16 protein-coding genes and 1 pseudogene are annotated in these 18,522 nt (G+C 52.1%); 6 read left to right on the top strand and 11 right to left on the bottom strand.

Features of this window, described 5'->3' with window-relative positions; translation table 11 throughout:
- Window positions 1-92 precede the first annotated feature (92 nt).
- Window positions 93-326 (bottom strand): annotated as a pseudogene (locus THS27_RS27420) (transposase domain-containing protein); the annotation flags it as partial.
- A 378-nt stretch (window positions 327-704) separates the two neighbouring features.
- Entirely contained in the window at window positions 705-2,138 is a 1,434-nt protein-coding gene (locus tag THS27_RS15570; RefSeq protein WP_085592454.1) for a PLP-dependent aminotransferase family protein, read from the bottom strand.
- Window positions 2,139-2,229: 91 nt separating this feature from the next.
- Here THS27_RS15570 and THS27_RS15565 point away from each other — a divergent pair, with 91 nt between their 5' ends.
- The 3 genes from THS27_RS15565 to THS27_RS15555 all read left to right on the top strand — a co-directional run bounded on the left by THS27_RS15565 (window position 2,230) and on the right by THS27_RS15555 (window position 3,918).
- Window positions 2,230-2,661 (top strand): GNAT family N-acetyltransferase, encoded by a 432-nt coding sequence (locus THS27_RS15565; RefSeq protein WP_085592452.1) that lies wholly within the window; start codon window positions 2,230-2,232, stop codon window positions 2,659-2,661.
- A 56-nt stretch (window positions 2,662-2,717) separates the two neighbouring features.
- A complete protein-coding gene (locus THS27_RS15560; RefSeq protein WP_085592450.1) occupies window positions 2,718-3,149 on the top strand; it encodes a carboxymuconolactone decarboxylase family protein in 432 nt (143 codons plus the stop codon).
- A 145-nt stretch (window positions 3,150-3,294) separates the two neighbouring features.
- Window positions 3,295-3,918 (top strand): FMN-dependent NADH-azoreductase, encoded by a 624-nt coding sequence (locus THS27_RS15555; protein WP_085592448.1) that lies wholly within the window; start codon window positions 3,295-3,297, stop codon window positions 3,916-3,918.
- Window positions 3,919-4,001: 83 nt separating this feature from the next.
- On the opposite strand, the gene THS27_RS15550 is transcribed toward THS27_RS15555, so the two are convergent.
- The 8 genes from THS27_RS15550 to THS27_RS15515 all read right to left on the bottom strand — a co-directional run bounded on the left by THS27_RS15550 (window position 4,002) and on the right by THS27_RS15515 (window position 12,887).
- Window positions 4,002-4,760, bottom strand: a complete 759-nt coding sequence (locus THS27_RS15550; protein ID WP_085592446.1) for a siderophore-interacting protein — start codon at window positions 4,758-4,760, stop codon at window positions 4,002-4,004.
- Window positions 4,761-4,809: 49 nt separating this feature from the next.
- Window positions 4,810-5,235, bottom strand: coding sequence for a MarR family winged helix-turn-helix transcriptional regulator (locus THS27_RS15545; protein WP_085592444.1), 426 nt, complete (start codon window positions 5,233-5,235; stop codon window positions 4,810-4,812).
- A gap of 79 nt (window positions 5,236-5,314) precedes the next feature.
- Window positions 5,315-6,697 (bottom strand): MFS transporter, encoded by a 1,383-nt coding sequence (locus THS27_RS15540; RefSeq protein ID WP_085592442.1) that lies wholly within the window; start codon window positions 6,695-6,697, stop codon window positions 5,315-5,317.
- 367 nt (window positions 6,698-7,064) lie between these two features.
- A complete protein-coding gene (gene ade, locus THS27_RS15535) occupies window positions 7,065-8,771 on the bottom strand; it encodes an adenine deaminase (protein WP_085592464.1) in 1,707 nt (568 codons plus the stop codon).
- 162 nt (window positions 8,772-8,933) lie between these two features.
- Window positions 8,934-10,202, bottom strand: a complete 1,269-nt coding sequence (locus THS27_RS15530) for a F390 synthetase-related protein (protein ID WP_085592462.1) — start codon at window positions 10,200-10,202, stop codon at window positions 8,934-8,936.
- On the bottom strand, window positions 10,199-10,981 hold the full coding sequence (locus THS27_RS15525) for an MBL fold metallo-hydrolase (protein WP_085592440.1): 783 nt from the start codon (window positions 10,979-10,981) through the stop codon (window positions 10,199-10,201). Before THS27_RS15525 ends, THS27_RS15530 begins: the two co-directional genes overlap by 4 nt.
- On the bottom strand, window positions 10,969-11,904 hold the full coding sequence (locus THS27_RS15520; protein WP_085592438.1) for an NAD(P)-dependent oxidoreductase: 936 nt from the start codon (window positions 11,902-11,904) through the stop codon (window positions 10,969-10,971). Before THS27_RS15520 ends, THS27_RS15525 begins: the two co-directional genes overlap by 13 nt.
- A complete protein-coding gene (locus THS27_RS15515; RefSeq protein ID WP_085592437.1) occupies window positions 11,904-12,887 on the bottom strand; it encodes a 3-oxoacyl-[acyl-carrier-protein] synthase III C-terminal domain-containing protein in 984 nt (327 codons plus the stop codon). Before THS27_RS15515 ends, THS27_RS15520 begins: the two co-directional genes overlap by 1 nt.
- A 105-nt stretch (window positions 12,888-12,992) precedes the next feature.
- Here THS27_RS15515 and THS27_RS15510 point away from each other — a divergent pair, with 105 nt between their 5' ends.
- Window positions 12,993-13,580 (top strand): TetR/AcrR family transcriptional regulator, encoded by a 588-nt coding sequence (locus THS27_RS15510; RefSeq protein WP_085592435.1) that lies wholly within the window; start codon window positions 12,993-12,995, stop codon window positions 13,578-13,580.
- Between the two features lie 199 nt (window positions 13,581-13,779).
- Here THS27_RS15510 and THS27_RS15505 read toward each other — a convergent pair whose 3' ends face one another.
- On the bottom strand, window positions 13,780-14,451 hold the full coding sequence (locus tag THS27_RS15505) for a class I SAM-dependent methyltransferase (RefSeq protein WP_085592433.1): 672 nt from the start codon (window positions 14,449-14,451) through the stop codon (window positions 13,780-13,782).
- Between the two features lie 323 nt (window positions 14,452-14,774).
- On the opposite strand from THS27_RS15505, the gene THS27_RS15500 reads away from it, so the two are divergent.
- The gene (locus THS27_RS15500; protein ID WP_085592431.1) at window positions 14,775-16,697 is read left to right on the top strand and encodes a PhoX family phosphatase; all 1,923 of its coding nucleotides are present in this window, start codon (window positions 14,775-14,777) and stop codon (window positions 16,695-16,697) included.
- A gap of 155 nt (window positions 16,698-16,852) precedes the next feature.
- Complete coding sequence (locus tag THS27_RS15495) at window positions 16,853-18,514, top strand: RNA-directed DNA polymerase (protein ID WP_085592429.1); 1,662 nt, start codon at window positions 16,853-16,855, stop codon at window positions 18,512-18,514.
- Window positions 18,515-18,522 lie beyond the last annotated feature (8 nt).

The raw sequence follows: 18,522 nt of genomic DNA, 5'->3' as shown, positions 1-18,522 counted from the left end.
AGCCGTGAGAGGACGTTTACCTCATATCTGTTTAGTAAACGGCTTCTCACGGCTACCTTGACAGGGCCTGCGATACCCTTTCAGAGAGGCACTCAAACTTGGGGGTCGATGTTCCAGGGCAGGAGTTCGTCGATCCGATTGACCGGATGATCTGCAATGCGGTCGAGGATGACAGCGGGATATTTTCGCAGGTCAAGCTCCTGCATCTTTGCTGTTTGTTCTCGCTACGCTCGCTCTGCTTCGCGAACAATCAGGCTGTAAATCGCTGCTACCCGATCACCTCCGGCATCAGACCCGGCGAACATCCCAGTGCGGCATCCAAGTGCGGCGACCGTTGACAATGTTATCACTGCATATGTCGGCTAAATCCCGATTTCCCGGGTTGTTCGGAAACACCATTCCCTCTCGCTCCTAAAATCCGGTCATTCACTCTCTCCTGCGAGGTAGCTCTGACTTCTGGCTGTACGCTTACTTCTGAAATGCATTTTTTGTAAATTCAATCGGTTCCATTTCGGACCTGATTTTCGAAATTACACAGGTTCGGATGCCAAACGTTGCCGGAGCGGCACTGCGGCACTGTCGCTGCTGTCAATTCAGACCGCAGCCAAATTGAACCTGAGAGACGACATCCGATTTTTGCTTCCACCCGCAAGATAGTCCTCTGGCTATACGCTTACGGCGAAACAGTGCTCGGGAGAACATAATCAGACGTATTGATGGCACATCAGCGTTTCCAAACGCTGAGCCGATACGATAGCTTCTTCAGCCGTTGTGAAGTTGGCAAATCCCATCAACAAACCACTTTGCGATGATTTCTTGACCTGCCAGTTGGACAACGCCTGAATAGCAAGGCCGTTGGCCTCTGCCGTGGCCGCGAGTGTTTTGTCACATTGCGAGGTGTTTAGATGCGCCAATACATGAATGCCGCCTGCTTGTGGCTGGACATTCAGGCGCGTCCCCATCGTTTGGGTTAGCGCATCGACAAGATAGCCGCGCCTTGTTGCATAAAGCGAACGCATCTTTCGGAGATGGCGGGCAAAGTGTCCTTGTTCCATAAAATCAGCGACCATAGCCTGAGGCAAAATAGAACCGGGACCAGGAAGATGATTTATGGTCTCTCTGAATTTGCGAACTTGCGAGGCAGGCACAACCAGATAGGCTAACCGCAATCCGGGGAACAGTACCTTACTGAAGGTTCCAGTGTAGAGTACCCGTTCACCCCGATCGAGGCTTTTCAATGCGGGCAGCGGGTGCCCGTGATATCGAAATTCACTATCGTAGTCATCTTCTATCACCCATACATTCCGGCGCTTTGCCCATTCCAGTAATTCGAGCCGCCGTGGCAATGACAAGGCTACGCCCATCGGGCTTTGGTGGGTTGGGGTTACTATAACAAAGCTGGCATCGGCACCGCGTTGCTGGCCGGCGCGTACATCTATACCTTCTTCATCTACGGGTATTGGTATTAAACGCATTCCCGCGTGTTCCAGGAACTGCCGGGCAAGAATATATCCAGGATCTTCATACCACCCTGTTTGTCCCACTTGCAGCAACGTGTGACGTACCAGCTCTAACGCGCCCCTGTAACCTGCCGTAACAAATACCTGTTCATGAGAACAGCTGATACCGCGTGAAATACCGAGGTAAGTGGCAATCGAGCGTCTGAGAGGTTCGTATCCCGCCGGATCCGGACAGGTCATCGCGACTGTTTCCAGAGTCCGGACGTTACGCCCGGCTAAACGCGCCCAGGCCTTTCGTGGAAAAGCATCCAATGCCGGTAAGCCAAGTTGAAACGGCAGGGGTTTACAGGTTGCAGACTGTATTTGAGGCCGGGGGGAGGCTGGCGAGGCAAACATATGTACAGGGTTATTTTGTTCAACAAGTTTCACCAGCTCGGAAGAAACTATTGTTCCTGCGGCGCCACGCGTTACAAAATAGCCTTCGCTTACCAGCATTTGATAGGCCGCTTCAACTGTTCCACGTGCCAGGTTTAGTTCACTTGCGAGGCTGCGCACGGAAGGGACCCGATCTCCGGGGGAAAGCTTTCCTAAGGCAATAGCCTCCCGGTAGCGACGATATAGCTGCAGGTAGATCGGTACGTCTTTTTCCCGATTTGGCATCAAGTGCTGCAAATTCATCAATCATGTCCCATTGATTTAGTCAATTCTTGGCCCTGTGTCATAGGCCATGACCTTCTTATATTGGTGGCTGTAACACAAGGAAATCGTCATGAGCATTTTTCGATTAAGCCCTGTCACCACTGATCGGGACTATCAGGCTTGCTTTAACATTATGCGTGAATTGCGCCCGCATTTGACCGATGCAGCGGTATTTGCGGCGCAAGTGCGTCGTCAGGCTGCGCAGGGATATTCTCTGTTGGCGGGTTGGCAGGAAGAACAGGTCAAGGGGTTGGCCGGTTATCGCATTCAGGAGAACCTGCTGTATGGGCGTTTCCTTTATGTTGATGATTTGATCACGACGTCCGACGCCCGTTGCCACGGTATTGGGGGCAAATTGATAGATGCGCTGCGCGAAGAAGCGCGACAGCAAAACTGTGCACACTTCGTTCTCGATACGGCTTTGGGAAATGCGTTGGGACAGCGTTTCTATTTTCGCCAGGGTTTGCTGGCGAAAGGAATGCATTTCAGCCAGCCGTTATAGATGGCGCCTGCCGTCAATCTGATTAATTTTTCGTCTTACCTTACAGGAGCCCTTCCATGACAACTCTTCGTTTATCTTACTGGACACTCTCTCCCGAAGCTTATCAGGGCTTTGGTGCCACCAAGAAAGCATTGGAAAAAAGCAGTCTTGGAAAACAGTTAATTGAACTGGTTTGGCTGAGAATGTCCCAAATCAATGGATGTGCTTTTTGTCTGGAAATGCATGCCAAAGCGTTGCGCGCCAGTGGTGTTGCCGATGTCAAACTCGATAGTTTGGCAGGGTGGCGCGTCAGCGAGCATTTTACTGAACGTGAATGTGCTGCGTTGGCCTGGGCGGAAGCGCTAACCCATGTCGATCAGACGCACGCCCCGGATGATGTTTTTGACCCTCTCAAGCAACATTTCAGCGACGTCGAAATTTCCGATCTTTGCTTTGCTATTGCTTTGATGAGCGGATTTAACCGTTTGGCGGTCGGAATGCGCCAATGATCTTTTTGCTTTGTTTATAAAAATACCCGCCAGACGATGCGTTCGCATACCCGATGTGAAAGCTGAAAATTATTCTGTCTTTGCAGTTTGCAACGAGTTTAAAGCGCGTGTTTGTTGAATACGAAAGTCGTTAAAAGGACATTCCATGAATATTCTGCATATAGATTGCAGCCCCAGGGACGAATCCCACAGTCGTCAGCTTTCTTCTGCTGTCGTCGCGCGTCTGCGAGGGAAAAACGCCGGGATCGATGTTACCTACCGTGATCTGGGCCGACATCCTATACCGCATACAGGGACCGAATACGCGATCGCTCTTTCGTCTCCTGCTACCTTGGCTGAAGGGCCGCGAAATAGCGCATTTCAGCTATCTGAGCAATTGATCCGGGAAGTGGAGGCAGCCGAGGTTTTGGTAATCGGCACTCCGATGAACAACTTCACTGTCCCTTCTGTTCTTAAAGCGTGGATCGACCAAATTCTTCGAATTGGTCGTACGTTTTCGTCGTCGTCGGAAGGAAAGGTTGGTCTGCTGCGCGATCGGCCCGTTTTTATCTGTGTTGCCTCCGGGGGTGTTTTTGCCGGTGATCGCGCCAATCAACCGGATTTTCTCACGCCTTATATGAAAGTCGCACTTGGTTGCGTTGGGTTAATGGAGTTGTACTTTTTACCCCTGCAGGCGACCGCTTTTCTTGATCAGGAACAGCTTGCGACAGCCAGGGATAGTTTGATTGCCAAGGTCGACCTGGATGAAATCCTCTTTAATTTAACCTGAGTCCCTCAACTTCTGGCAGATAAAAGCAGAGCCGAACCCGGCTCTGCTTTTATCATTTTTATGCGCCCGTCCAAGAAACTGACTTAGGCTGCCTCCTCCTGCGCCGCATCATCCCGCTTTGCCGATTTATGGGTTTCTTCATTCGCGCCGAGTTTCCAGTAGCTGGAAATATACATTTCGCGTTTATCAATATCGCGTTCATTGCGGAAGTGGTGACGGAGTTTTTGCATGCCGGTGAATTCACACGCAGCCCAGACCGAGGGTTTGCCTTCTGGCCAATCCAGGGCGGAGACGACATTGTGCAGTGCATTGCTGTTCGTGCCGGGGTGCGGGTTGATGACCCAGTGGATGGTAATATGATCGGGTTTGCGGAGCGGCTGGATGTCGGCTTCGCTCGGCACCTCGATTACGGCATAGCCACGCGCAGACTGTGGGAGTTGTTCGAGATTTACCGATATGGCGGGCAGGGCCGTCATATCGCCAACGATCAGCATCCAGTCGGCCGTGTTATCAACCAGTTTTTTAGGGCCGGGACCACCGATGCTGATTTTGTCGCCCGGTTGGCAATTGATTGCCCAGCTTGAAGCCGGGCCGCCATCTTCGTGCAGAACAAAATCGATATCGATTTCATTTTCCCGCTGGGCACGCACGGTATAGGTGCGCAACATGGGTTTTTCCTGACCCGGATTATCAAACATCAGTTTGACATAGGCGCTGGCCTGATCTTCGGGGAAGGTATTCATGCCCTTGCCGCCCAAAGTAATGCGCAGCATGTTCGGGGTGATGTTGGTTTTGCGGATCACGTCAAATTGCCGGGGTGCGGGTCTGGCTGGTTGTGGCATCGTGATTTCCTTTCTAAAGCTCTGATTGCGGTTGGCGCCAGATTTGCGGTTATTTCGCAAGATTGGCGCTCATGGTTGTGGCAAGGCGGTTGAAATCGGCGATCTCATCGGGGGTGAGGCCGATTGCCATGCGCGAAGCGGCGATTTCTTCGATCTCTTTGATCTGTTTGATCATTTTTTGCCCATCCGGGGTTAGGTGCAGGATGTTGCTGCGTTTATCCCGGGGGTGAGGATGTTTTTCAATCAGCTGTTCGGCCAGCAGGTCCTGTATCAGTCGGGTAACCTGGCCTTTGTCGCGTTTAGTGCGTGAAGACAGGGCAAGGGCCGTACAGTCGGGAATGGCGTTAATGCCTTTCAACGTCCGAATATGCGAGATGGCAAGCGGGATTTCTGCCTGATGATAGGCCTGGCGCAATGCCCGTTTATAGGCATGCAACAGGCTATGAAGGGTTTCGCCAATCGTGCTTTCGGGCATGTGAAGGCTCCGTTATCAAATGCGAGGTAATCATTGGTCCCGTTGGCGTCAATGCCGCCAACGGGTGCGGGCAGTGGCGTTACGAAATGATGCCAACCTGCCAGGCGCGGTTACGAATGGCACTGATGCAGGCCGAGATCAGGGCAAAGCCGGCAGCGGTATACATCAGAAGGGCCAGGTTAAATTCGGTGCTGTAGGATATCAGGATGGCTGCCAATGCAGCCCCACTGGATTGCCCAAGAAGGCGGGCGGTCGACAGAAGGCCACTGGCAGCACCGCTGCGTTCACGGGGGGCACTGGTGAGCATGATACGGTTATTGGGCGTTTGAAACAGGGAGAACCCGGCACCGCAGATCATAAGGGCAATAATGACGGTGTAATTGCCCGCATTGCCGGGGAGCCAGACGGTTGCGCCAAGGCCAATGGCAAAAATTGTCATGCCAAGTGCGGTAAATGGTGCCGCCGAATATTTATCGGCAAGTTTGCCTGCCAAAGGCGCCATCAAGGCGGTCGCCACTGGCCACGGAGTAAGCAACATGCCGGTTTTCACCGCACTATAGCCAGTGACATCGTGAAAGTAGAAAGGCAGCGACACAAAGGCGATAAACTGGGCGTTAAAGCCGCAGATCGATGAAATGATCGAGCCTGCAAAGACCGGTCGTTTCAAAAGGTCTATCGGCAAAAGGGGATTGGAGCGAGAGAGCTGGCGCCGGGCGAGAAAAATACCGGCGATGATGGCAATGGCGAACTGTCCTGCGATCAACATGGTATTATTGCTGGTGCCGATACTGCCAAGGGCAGAGATCAGAAAGCCGAAGCTAAGGACATTGAGAATGGCACTGCCAATGTCAAAGCGTGTCTGGTTCAGTTTGTTGTAAGGCAGGGTGAAATAGCCCATGCCAAAGGCAGCAATGGACAATGGCACATTGATCAGGAACAGCCAGTGCCAGCTTGAAATTGCCAGAATGGCCGATGCAATCGAGGGCCCGGCGGCTGCCGATATGGCAACGACCATGGCAACCCGGCTGATCCCCTTACCCAGTTGATTGATTGGCATGATATGGCGGACAAGGGCAGCGTTAATGCTCATGAGGGCTGCCCCGCCCAGGCCCTGCAGCAGGCGGGCGAAGGTCAGAATTTCGATGGTAGGGGAGTACGCGCATAGAATGGAAGCCAGGCAAAAGACAACCAGCCCGGCAAGGTTGATTTTGCGAAAGCCGATGGCTTCGCCCAAGGCAGCCAGAGGCAACAGGGAGACCACCACAGCAAGTTGATAAGCTGTAACGACCCAGATCGCGTGGGCCGGGCTAACCTGCTGGTCATGTGCGATGGTTGGCAGGGCCACATTCATGATTGAGCCATCAAGAACGGCCATCATAACGGCAAGGGAAATGGTTAAAAAGGCCAGGGTGCGTTGGGGCTGGGGCAATCCATCTTCATGAATGACCGTTGATTTTGGCATGCAGAAATTCCTGAAACGGCGCACATATCAGTGCTGCCTGTTATGTTTTCGGGGTGACGCAATACGATATCTGGGACTGTTTCAGGTATGAAAACCTGATGAACATGTCGGAATGGCGCGAAATGCAGATCAGTGACGGGGGTTAAGTGTTGTTGATATAGTCAACTAATAAGAAAAATGGTTGATAATGTCAATGATAATAATTCTTAACTGTAATTTTTCGCAAGTATTGTGTAATGCCAATCGGTTATCGAATGGTTTTGCGGTTTAAACATGCAAAACGCAGCCACCCCGGCATTTTAGATCCGGGGTGGCGAAAGGGAATTTGTGAGTTTGTTGAGCTTGGGGTTGTATTGGAGGCGAAGGGTTAATTGACGAAATCGAATTTATCGACATCAAACAGGCCCCGGTCCGTCATTTTTAGATGAGGGATTACAGGCAGGGCCAAAAACGCGACCTGAAGGAACGGTTCGGGCAATACGCAATCAAGCGATTTGGCAGCATTGCGCAAATGTTCGAGATCGGTTGCGATGGTTTCAAAGGGCTTTTCGCTCATTAATCCGGCGACGGGCAGGGCCAGTTCGGCGGTGATTTTGCCATCTTCGGCCACGGCAAAACCGCCGCCCATTTCGATCAGGCGGTTTACCGCCAGCGCCATGTCGTCGTCATCGGCGCCAACCACGGTGATATTGTGGCTATCATGGCCGACAGACGAGGCGATAGCCCCTTTTTTCAACCCAAAACCGGTGACGAAGCTGCGGCCGATATTGCCGTTTTTGCCGTGGCGTTCAATGACAGCAACCTTGATGACATCGCGTTCCAGGTCCGGCATCAGGCCGTTTTGCGAAACTTCCAGCGTGGCTTCTTCGCGGAAGGTCAGGATCAGGCCGGGTTTAACGCCAATTACCGGGGTCTGGTTTTGCCCTGGTTTGGGTGTGCAGATAAAGGCATCGCCCGTTACCGGCTTTGCTTTCATTGACGTAAGCCCTACGGCGGGGACAAGCTCGCGGGTGGCGAATAATTCGGGGGTGACCCGTTTGCCACCGGCGAAAACGTCGCTTACCGTGCAATCTTCCAGGCTATCAAGCAAGACAATATCGGCCCGCCAACCCGGACCGATCAAACCACGATCCTTAAGGCCGAAAATGCGCGCCGCCGAATGCGATGCTGCCCGATAGACATGGTGTAAGGGCCGCCCATTGGCGATCAGGCGGCGAATCAGGGCATCAAGATGGCCTTCCTCGGCAATATCAAGCGGGTTACGGTCGTCGGTACACAGGGCGACGAAACTTGACGTGTTTTCATCGAGAATTTCCGCCAGGGCTTCCAGATCTTTGGACACCGACCCCTCGCGGATCAGGATTGCCATGCCTTTTGCCAGTTTTTCGCGGGCTTCGTCGGCAGAGGTGGCTTCGTGATCGGTGCGAATACCTGCCGCCATATACCCGTTAAGGGCCGTGCCGCGCACCAGTGGCGCATGGCCATCCATATGCCCGTCCTGAAACGCCAAAAGCTTTGCCATAATGCCGGGATCGAGATTTAGCACGCCGGGATAATTCATCACCTCGGCCAGGCCAACCACCTTGGGGTGGTTGCGAAATGGCAATAAATCATCAATTTCAAGCTGCGCGCCCGATGTTTCAAATGATGTGGCAGGGACGCAGGACGACAGGTTTACGCGAATATCCATAATCGCGCGTTCGGCACTATCAAGGAAATATTTGATACCCGGCGCGCCCAGCACATTGGCAATTTCGTGCGGGTCGCACAAAACGGTGGTGACACCGTGGGGCAACACGCAGCGGTCAAATTCCAGGGGGGTGACCAGCGAGCTTTCGATATGCAAATGGGTGTCGATAAAGCCCGGTGCGGCAAAACGCCCGGTGCCATCAATTTCGACATCGCCCCGGTAAGATGCATGGGTGCCAACAATGCGGTCGCCGACAATGGCAATGTCGGTAATGGTGACCGCCCCGGTCATGACATCCAGCAGGCCAACATTGCGAATAACAATATCCGCCGGGACCTTGCCCTGACCGGCTAGAATGCATTTTGAAAGCTGGGAATGGTCCATTGCACTGTCCTTTTGTTCTTGTGGTGGGGCTGTGTTGCCGCCGCGCCAAAATGATTTCTGCTTTATATGGGACAGCATTAGACGATCCGCCGCAAGGGGGCGAATATTTTGTGTGTTTCAGCACTCCGTTGTCAGCCGTTTGCTATGCGCCCGCCGATATAATTAAGGGCTGGTTTCGATACGAATTCGGCGTCTTTTAAAATCGGTTTCGCATGGCAGGCCATGCCGGATAGTCAGAGGCGGCACGGTAACATCCAGTCTGGTGGCCAGGGATGAAAACGCATGATGCAGTTCCGTTTCGCTGGTGGGGGCTGCACCATCCAGCCATACGGTAAGCTGATTGTTTTTTTCGATCACCCGGTAATCAGTGATCGGGGATGGCAGGCAGGCAATGGTGGTGCGGATGGCATCGGCCGATACCATTTTGCGGCCGGTTGGGCCGTGCCACCATAAGGCATCGTCTTCCCGGCCTTCGATGCGGGCAATTCTGGTGCAGGCCGAACCGCATGGGCATGGCGACGGGTCGGGGATCAGAACATCGTTTAGCCGGTAATTCAGCAACAGCAGGCTTTGACGGGTGAAATCATGAATGATCGGGCAAAATGCACCGCTTTGCGGGTCGATGATGTCACGTTCGATCCGCATCCAGGCCTCGTTTAAATGCAGGTTTCCCGCCGGGCAGGTAAAGGCAAGGACGCCTTCTGTTGCTTGATAGACTTCATCGATCTGGCGGCCAAAGGCCTGATTCGCAATGTTGCGGTCGTCAGGGGACAGGGTTTCGGCGACAGAAATGATGCGCCGGGGCGATACCGCGATTTGCCCGGCATTTTGCGCATCTGCAAGAATTTTGAGTATACTTGCCGGGGCAATCAGCACAGTGGGGGAAAGGTCCTGGAGGCGAGAAAGGTGCTTTTCAAGCGGGTCAAGCAAGTCGAAAAATTCAAACCGCAGTAACGGGTTGCCCAAGGTACGATATAGCGCATTATCGGCCCGCATGAAAAAGGCAACGCGTTGTGGTTTGGCAAGGTTGGGCCAAAAGCGCCCCGCCAGAATGGCCGCCCACAGCCTGCGTTCCCGGGGTGTTGCCAAAAAAAGGCCGCGCTGCCCGGATGTGCCGGTTGAAAGCCCAACCGACACATCCCCTATCATGGGGGAAAAATCCCGGCTTTGTTCGGCTTGAATGGCAATATCGAAGGCTTTTTCGCGATCAATTCCGCATGTGTTGATGGCCGAAAAGTGATCCATCAGTTTTTGTTTGTTCATGCGTGGCAATGCCGATAATGCTGTGTTTGCATAATCGGCATAGAAAGGCGAACGGGGCATAACCTCGCGGCGAAAACGGACAAAGGCGCGTTGGTGATGGTTTTCGATTGCGGCGCGCGACCGCAAGCCGTTGCCATAACGGGTTTTAAGAAAGGCCTTCAGGCTCATGGTGCGCATTCCCGACAATGAGAGGGAATAAACGAAATATCCGGCCGGGCCTGCATCAAGGCCCGCAACCGGTTAAAGGTATTGCGATAGGCTTTTGCGTTGCCAAGTGTCGCCAGCACAAAGGCCGGTGGCAGGCGACCGGATCGTAAAGCACTGCAAGAATAGGCGGCATCGGCAATTAAAAATGTGGTGGCAGCGGGCAGCCAGATGCCGATTTGCCCAACCCCGTGCCCCGGAAGGGTGATGGCGATGACATTGCCTGCGCCTGTCAAATCGTTTCCATAGGGAAAATGCGCCAAACCGGTGGCGACGGCGGGGTGGTTTTCAATGGCTTGCGGGGCGCGTTTCAAAATGCCGTCGCGCAAATAGTGGGGGCATGCCGCCAGTGTGGCTCGCCATTGCGATAGGCCGCGCAAATGCGCAATTGCGTCGTTCGATGCCGACACAGGAATATGATCTGGCAGGTCCATTAATCCGGCGACATGATCGCCATGCATATGGGTTAGCACCACGCGGTCAGGCAAATGCGGAAGCTGTTTTGTCAGATGTTCTTCGGGTGGCAGGACCACGGGGGTGACCAAACGATAGGCCCGGCCGGGGAATTTTTCGGTTGCGACGAAAAACGCATTTCCATAGCCGCAATCGACAAGGAGTGTGGTTTTGTCGGTTTCAATAAAATGGGCCAGGGCCGGTAACATAACTTTGCCGCGATCGGGCAGGCCCGCCGAGGCGGCAGGTACACGGCAACTGCCAACGCGCAATGTGGTTATTCGAAGCATTCAGCCAATCCTTGTGCAAGACGGACGGCAGGTTGATAGCCAAGGTCTTTGTGCGCAGCGCTGATATCGAGTGTCATCGATCGGCCAAGCGACACAACGGCTTGCCGTGTCAGTGTCGGTTCGGAACTGCCTTTGCGAAGGGCGCGGTTTTCGGCGAAACCGGCCAGGAGATAGGCCATTTTATAGGGTATCAGAATGCGACGGACCCGGTATCCCCCATGATGGGCCACAAGGTCGGTGATGTGGCGAAAGGAAAAGACTTCGCCCGATGTAATGTTCCAAACCCGGCCCCCGGGGCCATTGGCCGCAAGTCGCATACCGCGTGCCGCGTCGCTGCGATGGGTCAGGTCTATTTGGGCGTTTCCGCCCGCAATCATCGGCACAAAACCGCGTTGCATAACGTTTTGCAGGCGCGGCATTAATGTGCGGTCATGGCGACCATAAATGGCCCGGGGGCGAATGGCTGTGCAGCGCATGTTTTCGTCATTGTTGGCAAGCACGATATTTTCAGCCCGGCGTTTGGTTTCGGCATAGGGCGATAATGCCCGTGACGGCAAGGCAGCATCTTCCGCCAGATTGAAACGATCCATACCGTTCGCATACAGGCTGGGGGTCGAGGCAAAGATAAATCGGCCCGTACCTGCATTTCGTGCCGCCTGTAACAGGCGTTCGGTGGCGGTAACATTGGTGGCCGCAAAGTCCTGCGGGCTGCCCCATCCTGCACTTAACGCAGCACAATGAAAGACGGCATCAACGCCCTTTACCAACGGTGTCAGATCATCATGTATTAAATCTGCGGCAATGAAACCGGGCAGGTCAACCCGGTTGCGCGCTGTGGTGCGCACCTCCCAGCCATGGGCCAGAAGGTCGCAAACAAGGGCGCGGCCCAGGCAGCCACTTGCACCTGTAACAAGTGCCTTCATTAAAACCTCACCACTGTTCCGCCCAGTGAAATGCCGGCTGATGTGCCGATCAACAATGCCGTTTGGCCGCGGCACAATGTACCGGCGCGAACGGCATGATCAAGGGCGGTGGGGATGGAACTGGCGATCTGGTTGCCGGTTTGTGCAAAGATATTGACCACCTGATCGCTGCGAAAACCCAGCGCGCGGATGGCGTGTTGCAAGGCGTGCGCACTTGCCTGATGCGGGATGATGCAATCAAGTTTTTCCTGTTCGATGCCTGCGCGGGCCAACAGGGTAGATAAAAATTTTGGTAAATAGCGCGACGTTATACGAAAGGCTTTTCCGCCATCCATGTGAAATTTATCGTCTCCGCACGCAATGCCGCGGGTTGGATTAACCCGTGTTCCCCCGGCGGCAAGTACACAGGCCTCTTTGCCTGCGCCATAGGTTTCAAACCCGTGTGCCAATATGGCCCCGTCGCCAGGCCCAACAATGACAGCCGCCGCACCATCGCCAAAAATTGCCGCACCTTCCGGCTGTGTCCAGTCCAGCCCGGAGGATGCAATGTCGGATGAAAAAACCAGCACGCGGCGCGCCCGGCCAGCTTCAATCCACATTCCGGCAAGATCAAGTGCCTGAAGAAAACTAAGGCAGGTTGCATTGACATCAAAGGCAGGAATGCCGGATTTGCCAAGACCCAACCTGTCTTGCACCAGCACGGCAGTGGACGGAATGGGCTGTTCCATAACCCCGCAAGCCCCCAGGATAAGATCAATGTCTTTGGCCTGGCATTGGGCCATGTCCAGCGCACGTTTTGCGGCTTTGGCTGCCATGAAAGATGTCGTTTCATGCTGACTGGCGACATGGCGGTTCGCAATGCCAAACCGCGCCAAAGACTGGCCTTCGGACCATCCCAGCAAACGATCAACGGCGTTCGCACTCATGCACTGTTCTGGCAGGTAGTTACCCGTGCCATAAATTGTCACCGAGGTTGGAAACATAACCAAAATCCGTTTGTGAACACTGTTTAATAACGTTGACAGAAGAAAAAATATTGTCAACACTGTTTTTAAACGACGTTCAGAAACTATTTTCAGGAGGGTTGAATGGCGCGACCCAGGCGATATGACTATGCGGAACTGCGCGTCGAGGTGATCCGTGCCGCACGCACCCTGTTGCAAGAAGGTGGGCCTGCGGCGTTAACCGCGCGGGCGCTGTCAAAGGCAGTCGGGGTTACCAGTGGCACGATCTACGGGCAATTTGGCGATTTACGTGCTGTGTTGCTGGAGGTTAACCGCGATACATTCAACGAATTAACCCAAATGATCGAAGCCTTGCCCAATGATGAACCTGAACCCTGGTTGTATGCGCTGGCCGAGGGGTATGTAGAGTTTATGCTAAGCCGACACGGTGTTTGGCAGGGCTTGTTTGAAGGGCCACGCGTAACCGAAAAATTCCCGGACTGGTACATGGAAACCATTCACGGGCTATTGGCACGAATTGCGAAACCTCTGGCACAAATCGCGCCGGCGACAGATGCCTGTGCCCGCGCGGAGGAACTGTTTGTTGCCGTTCATGGCGGGGTGGCACTGGCGGCAGTTGGCAGGTTGGATATGGTATCTTCACGTTCTGCCAATGTTTTGGCGCGCGAGGCCGTTGCCACCATGATCGGCGCAATTTCAAAAACACCCTAATGCACCATGAAATGTCTGGGTTTCGTGGTTTGCGAGGCGGGTTAAAAATTCGCCAAACCAGATGTCGGCTGATGGAGATGCAGTGGGGACGTGTTTGTGGTTGAAAGGGCCGCATTCTGGCCGCACCGTGCCCAATCACCTGCTTTTGATCACGCGTGCAGGGCGGCGGTTATTTGCCGCTCGCCCCGCAATCTGGCGGTTAATGCACCCGGTAAATATCGTAATGGATGGTTTTTTCATCGCCGAAATCAGCATGATCGGGGATATAGGGCCGGGGTGGTGAATGATCTATTAGTGACCATGTGCCATCGTCGTCTAATGCCTGCAACGTGTTGGCAAATTTGCCATCATATAGGTCCACGCGATGGCTAAAAACAATGATGCCACCCGCCTGCACAAGGCGCGAAAACTCGCGCATTAATCCTTCGATATTATCAACATAGGTCAGCGCGCCAATACATTGGGCAGCGGCAAAGCTGTCATTGGCAAAATCGAGTTGCTGGTTCATGTTCTGGATTTTCAGGGTTTGGTAACACCCCTTTGTTTTTGCCTGTTTTAAAGACTCAGGCGAAATATCAATACCGGTAATATGGGAATATCCCTGGTTCGATAATTCCAGCCCGGTCAGGCCGGTGCCACATCCGGCATCCAGGATCGGGTTGTTGGTGGCTATTCCGTGTTGTCTTATTAATTTTGCGGCCTCGGCCGGGGCGCGATACCCCATCGCCAGCAAATCCTTTTCATAGGACGTCGCCCATTTATCGTAATAGGCGGCCAGGGCATCGGGGCTGGCATGGGTCATATTGACCAGGTCGGATGCGGTATCGGAAACAGAATTATGGCTGGTGTTGCCATCGCTGGCATCTACCATTTTTCACCTCGCTGATGTGGGTTTTGATTTTATTATGAGGGCATCAGTAACGCACAGGGACCGCCTTATTGCAAGGTATGGCCCGTAAACCGCAATATTGCCGTGGTTTTCAAGGGCGACTAAGTGGCTCTTTATCCCGGAAAACGGGGTGCCCGCCAGTGTCGGACCGATTGTTATTTGGAATGACATCAAAGTTTTATCAAACCGTCACAGATCATCGCTAAGGTTCCTGAACTGCCTGTTCCTGTTCAGGGGCTTCCCGGGTGGTTCCATTCTTCTGGCCTCTCTTTACAACATTACCTTCGTTATCAAGGATCATAGTCATGAATAGCCCAACCGGCATTTCCCGCCGTTCGTTGCTTGGTATTCTCGCGGGCGCACCGTTCCTGCCATTGCTTGAAACATCGGCCTTAACCATGATTGGTGGCTCGTCCGCCTTTGCGGCCACCAGTAAAAACCGGGTTAAATCAATTGAATTTGTTGGCATGAAAGCACCGACAAGCGATGCTGAACGTGCCACCACCACCGTTAATTCCGGCCTGATTGCCACCTATGAAAATGGTGCCACCCAAAATTTCAAACTGGCATACAAGCCGCTTTTCATCACCGGTGACGAAGTATCGGACGGCAAGGGTGGCAAGGTTGTTGCCGGGGGCTATCGCGACATCAACAACAAACCGATCATTGACGAAAGCGCGCCCGACAAACGCCAGTTCTTTTCCGATTGCCCCGATGGCTATAGCCTGATCAAACTTGATGGCGCCAAAGTACCGGGTGTTAAAGGCAATACCGTGTTTGCCGTGGTTCAGTTTGAATATACTTCGCGTGCGTTTGATGGCACCGACATGTATGGCAAACTGCCATCGCCGATTGCCGTTCTGACCTTTGATCAGGACCCGAAAAGTGGCGAACTTAGCCTGGTTCAGTATCACCCGGTTAACACCAGCAGCGTGCATGGCCTGTGGATTACCTGTGCCGCCAGCCTGTCGCCGTGGAACACCCATTTGTCGAGCGAAGAATACGAGCCGGATGCGACCAAAGCCGCCGCGTCGGAAGAATTTCAGACCTATAGCAAAAGCCTTTATGGCGACCCGACAAAAGCCAATCCGTATCATTACGGGCACCTGCCCGAAGTGGTGGTAAATGCCGATGGTACTGGCGAGATTAAAAAGCATTTCTGCCTTGGCCGTATTTCGCACGAACTGGTTCAAGTTATGCCCGACCAGCGCACGACCCTGATGGGCGATGACGCCACCAATGGTGGCCTGTTCATGTTCATCGCCGACAAGCCAACCGACCTGTCATCGGGCAAACTTTACGTTGCCCAGGTAAACCAGCGCGAAGGTGTTGATCTTGATAAAGGCGGCAAGTTCGATCTGAAATGGATATTGCTGGGCCACGCCACTAGCGACGAAATCAAGGCCCTGGCCGACAAGCTGACCGCAGCTGACATCATCGACGTTGCCCTTGAAGACCCGAAAGACGACAGTTTTACCGCCATCCAGTTTAGCGGCAAACAACAGTGGGTTCGCATCAAACCGGGCATGGAAAAGGCCGCTGCTTACCTTGAAACGCACCGTTATGCTCCGCTGGTTGGCGGCACGCTTGCCTTCACCAAAATGGAAGGCACCACCGTTAACGCCAGGGACAAAATTGGCTATTCCGCCATGTCCTATATCTATAAATCCATGAGCGACGGCAAAAGCGGCATCAAGGTTGATCAGATCAAAGCCGGTGCGGTTTACGCATGGCCAATGACAGGTGGTCAGACCGATAGCGAAGGCAACGCGATTGACAGCGATTGGGTCCCGGTTCACATGGCTGCCGTGCCGGAACTGGTCGGTCACGATCTTGCAACTCCGGATGAAATCGGCAATACGGCCGATATTGACCGCATTGCCAACCCGGACAACATCAAGTTTTCCGAAAAAATGCGTACCCTGTTTGTCGGCGAAGACAGCGGCAACCACGTTAATAACTTCCTGTGGGCCTATAACGTCGACACCAAAAAGCTGGACCGTATCCTTTCGTGCCCGGCCGGTGCGGAATCAACCGGTTTGCATGCTGTTGATGACATGAACGGCTTTGCCTACATCCTCAGCAATTTCCAGCACCCCGGTGACTGGGAAAAAGGCCTGCATGACAAGGTTAAAGAAAGCCTTGAACCGCTGATTGATGCCAACTACCGCGACCGCTTTGCCGGTGGCGTTGGCTATATCCACGGTATTCCGATGGAAGAAGTATAACCAGAATTTGCTGGATAGGCTATTTCAAAGGGGCAGGCATCGCTTGCCCCTTTTTTATTGTAAATTCTCATAAAAATATAATTTTATATGTTGATTTAATGTTTTTTTGTGTATGAATTAAGTTGTTGTTTTTTGTAATTCAAGAGCTGTTCGCTATGAGTATTGCGTTGGGAAGTGATCAAGAATTCCAGCAAGGTTTGATGGAGAGGGGATTTTATCCAGAAAATCTTCCTCCAGTTTTTAAAGTTAAAAATTTTTTCTCAGCAAGTCAAAAGCTTGGACTGTTCGAAAAAGATCAGATTTTTATGAAAAAGCCACTTTCGTTATCTCGCTTCAGTGAAACGAAGCGTGGCGGTCAGCGCAGGATTTTTTCCATACCAAATCCTCTGTTTTTCATTGATGCTTCTAAGTATTTTTTGAAGCATCGAAATGATCTTGATTTATTTTTAAATATTTCCCCCATATCGTGTTCGAAGCCATGTTTTAATGATCGGCACGGCAGGGCGATAGAAATTAGTTCATTTCCTGAGTTTATTTCTTTCAGGCGTGAGAAACTGTCTGCATCACGCTATGTTGTGAAAATTGATATATCCAGATTTTTTCCTTCTATTTATACTCATTCTATTCCTTGGGCAGTCCATGGAAAGGAGATTTCTAAAAAAGATAGGTCTTCGAATTCCAGTTCAGTTTATGTGAATAGGCTGGATTATCTTATACGCCAAGCTCAGGACCAGCAAACGATAGGTCTTCCGGTAGGGCCTGACACATCCAGAATTGTATCAGAGCTGATAATGGGGGCAATCGATAAGGAGTTCATTGGCCAAGTTGGAGAAGAAGTTGTTGGTGCTAGGTTGGTCGATGATGTGTACTTAGGGGCTTCGAGCATAGAAGAAGCGGAAAAGTTGTTGAGCTCCTACCGTGATTCTATTCGAAAATTTGAACTCGATGTTAATGAAAACAAAACGCGAATTTTTAATTCTAGGAATGATTTGGAACCGTACTGGCCAGTTACAATTCGACGGGAATTGGAACATTTTTCTGAAGTTGGTGTTACGCGAAAATCGCGATCAGATTTGACGACTTATTTGGACCAGGTTATTCGGATGGCGAATGATCAGGATGATGACGCTATTGTCAAATTTTCAATTAGAAAGTTGGACGACTTTGGGCTTTTTGGTGTTGTCGATGATTTTTGGGACGTCGTTGAGCCATATTTAATTCGGATTGCAGTCAACTTTCCTCATTGTTTGGATTACGTGGCAAGAGTGGTGGCTTGGCGTGTTCGGCTATTTAAGGTTAATGCGAAAAGGTGGGAAGCAGTATGTCAATCTATAGTGGCTTATCATGCACCACAAGGTAATGACTCTGAGGTTTCTTGGGCTTGTTGGATGTTAAAAGAGATCGGTGGAAATTTACATAAGGAGCTATGTGAGAAAATTATTAGTAGGTGCGGGCCGTTAGCGGTTTTGCTCGCGTTGGACTTGGCGAATAGCTCTCAAGTAAATGGTCGGTTTCCAAAGAACGCGATTCTGGATCGGTTGGGTAATGGGCCGATGCTTGGAAATGATTGGTTGCTCTCCTATGAGGCTGAAAGAAGTTTTGGCTATTCTATTAAGAAAAAAAATAGAAGTGATTACTCAGTGTTCGGGGACTTGGTGAATGAGAACGTAGGGTTTTATAGTGATACTGCAAAGCCAGCTGTTTTTGACGGAATTGATGATGATGATTTTTCTAATGTTAAAGAAGCATTGGAAGATCGAATTGGGTTGTATGAAGACGACGATTTTGAAGATGAAGATAATGATGATGTTTTCTGAGAATTTGA

This window comes from Thalassospira sp. MCCC 1A01428 (genome assembly GCF_002115825.1).
Taxonomy (GTDB): domain Bacteria; phylum Pseudomonadota; class Alphaproteobacteria; order Rhodospirillales; family Thalassospiraceae; genus Thalassospira.
Note: the sequence above shows the minus strand (reverse complement) of the source record. Positions and strands in the feature narration are given on the sequence as shown.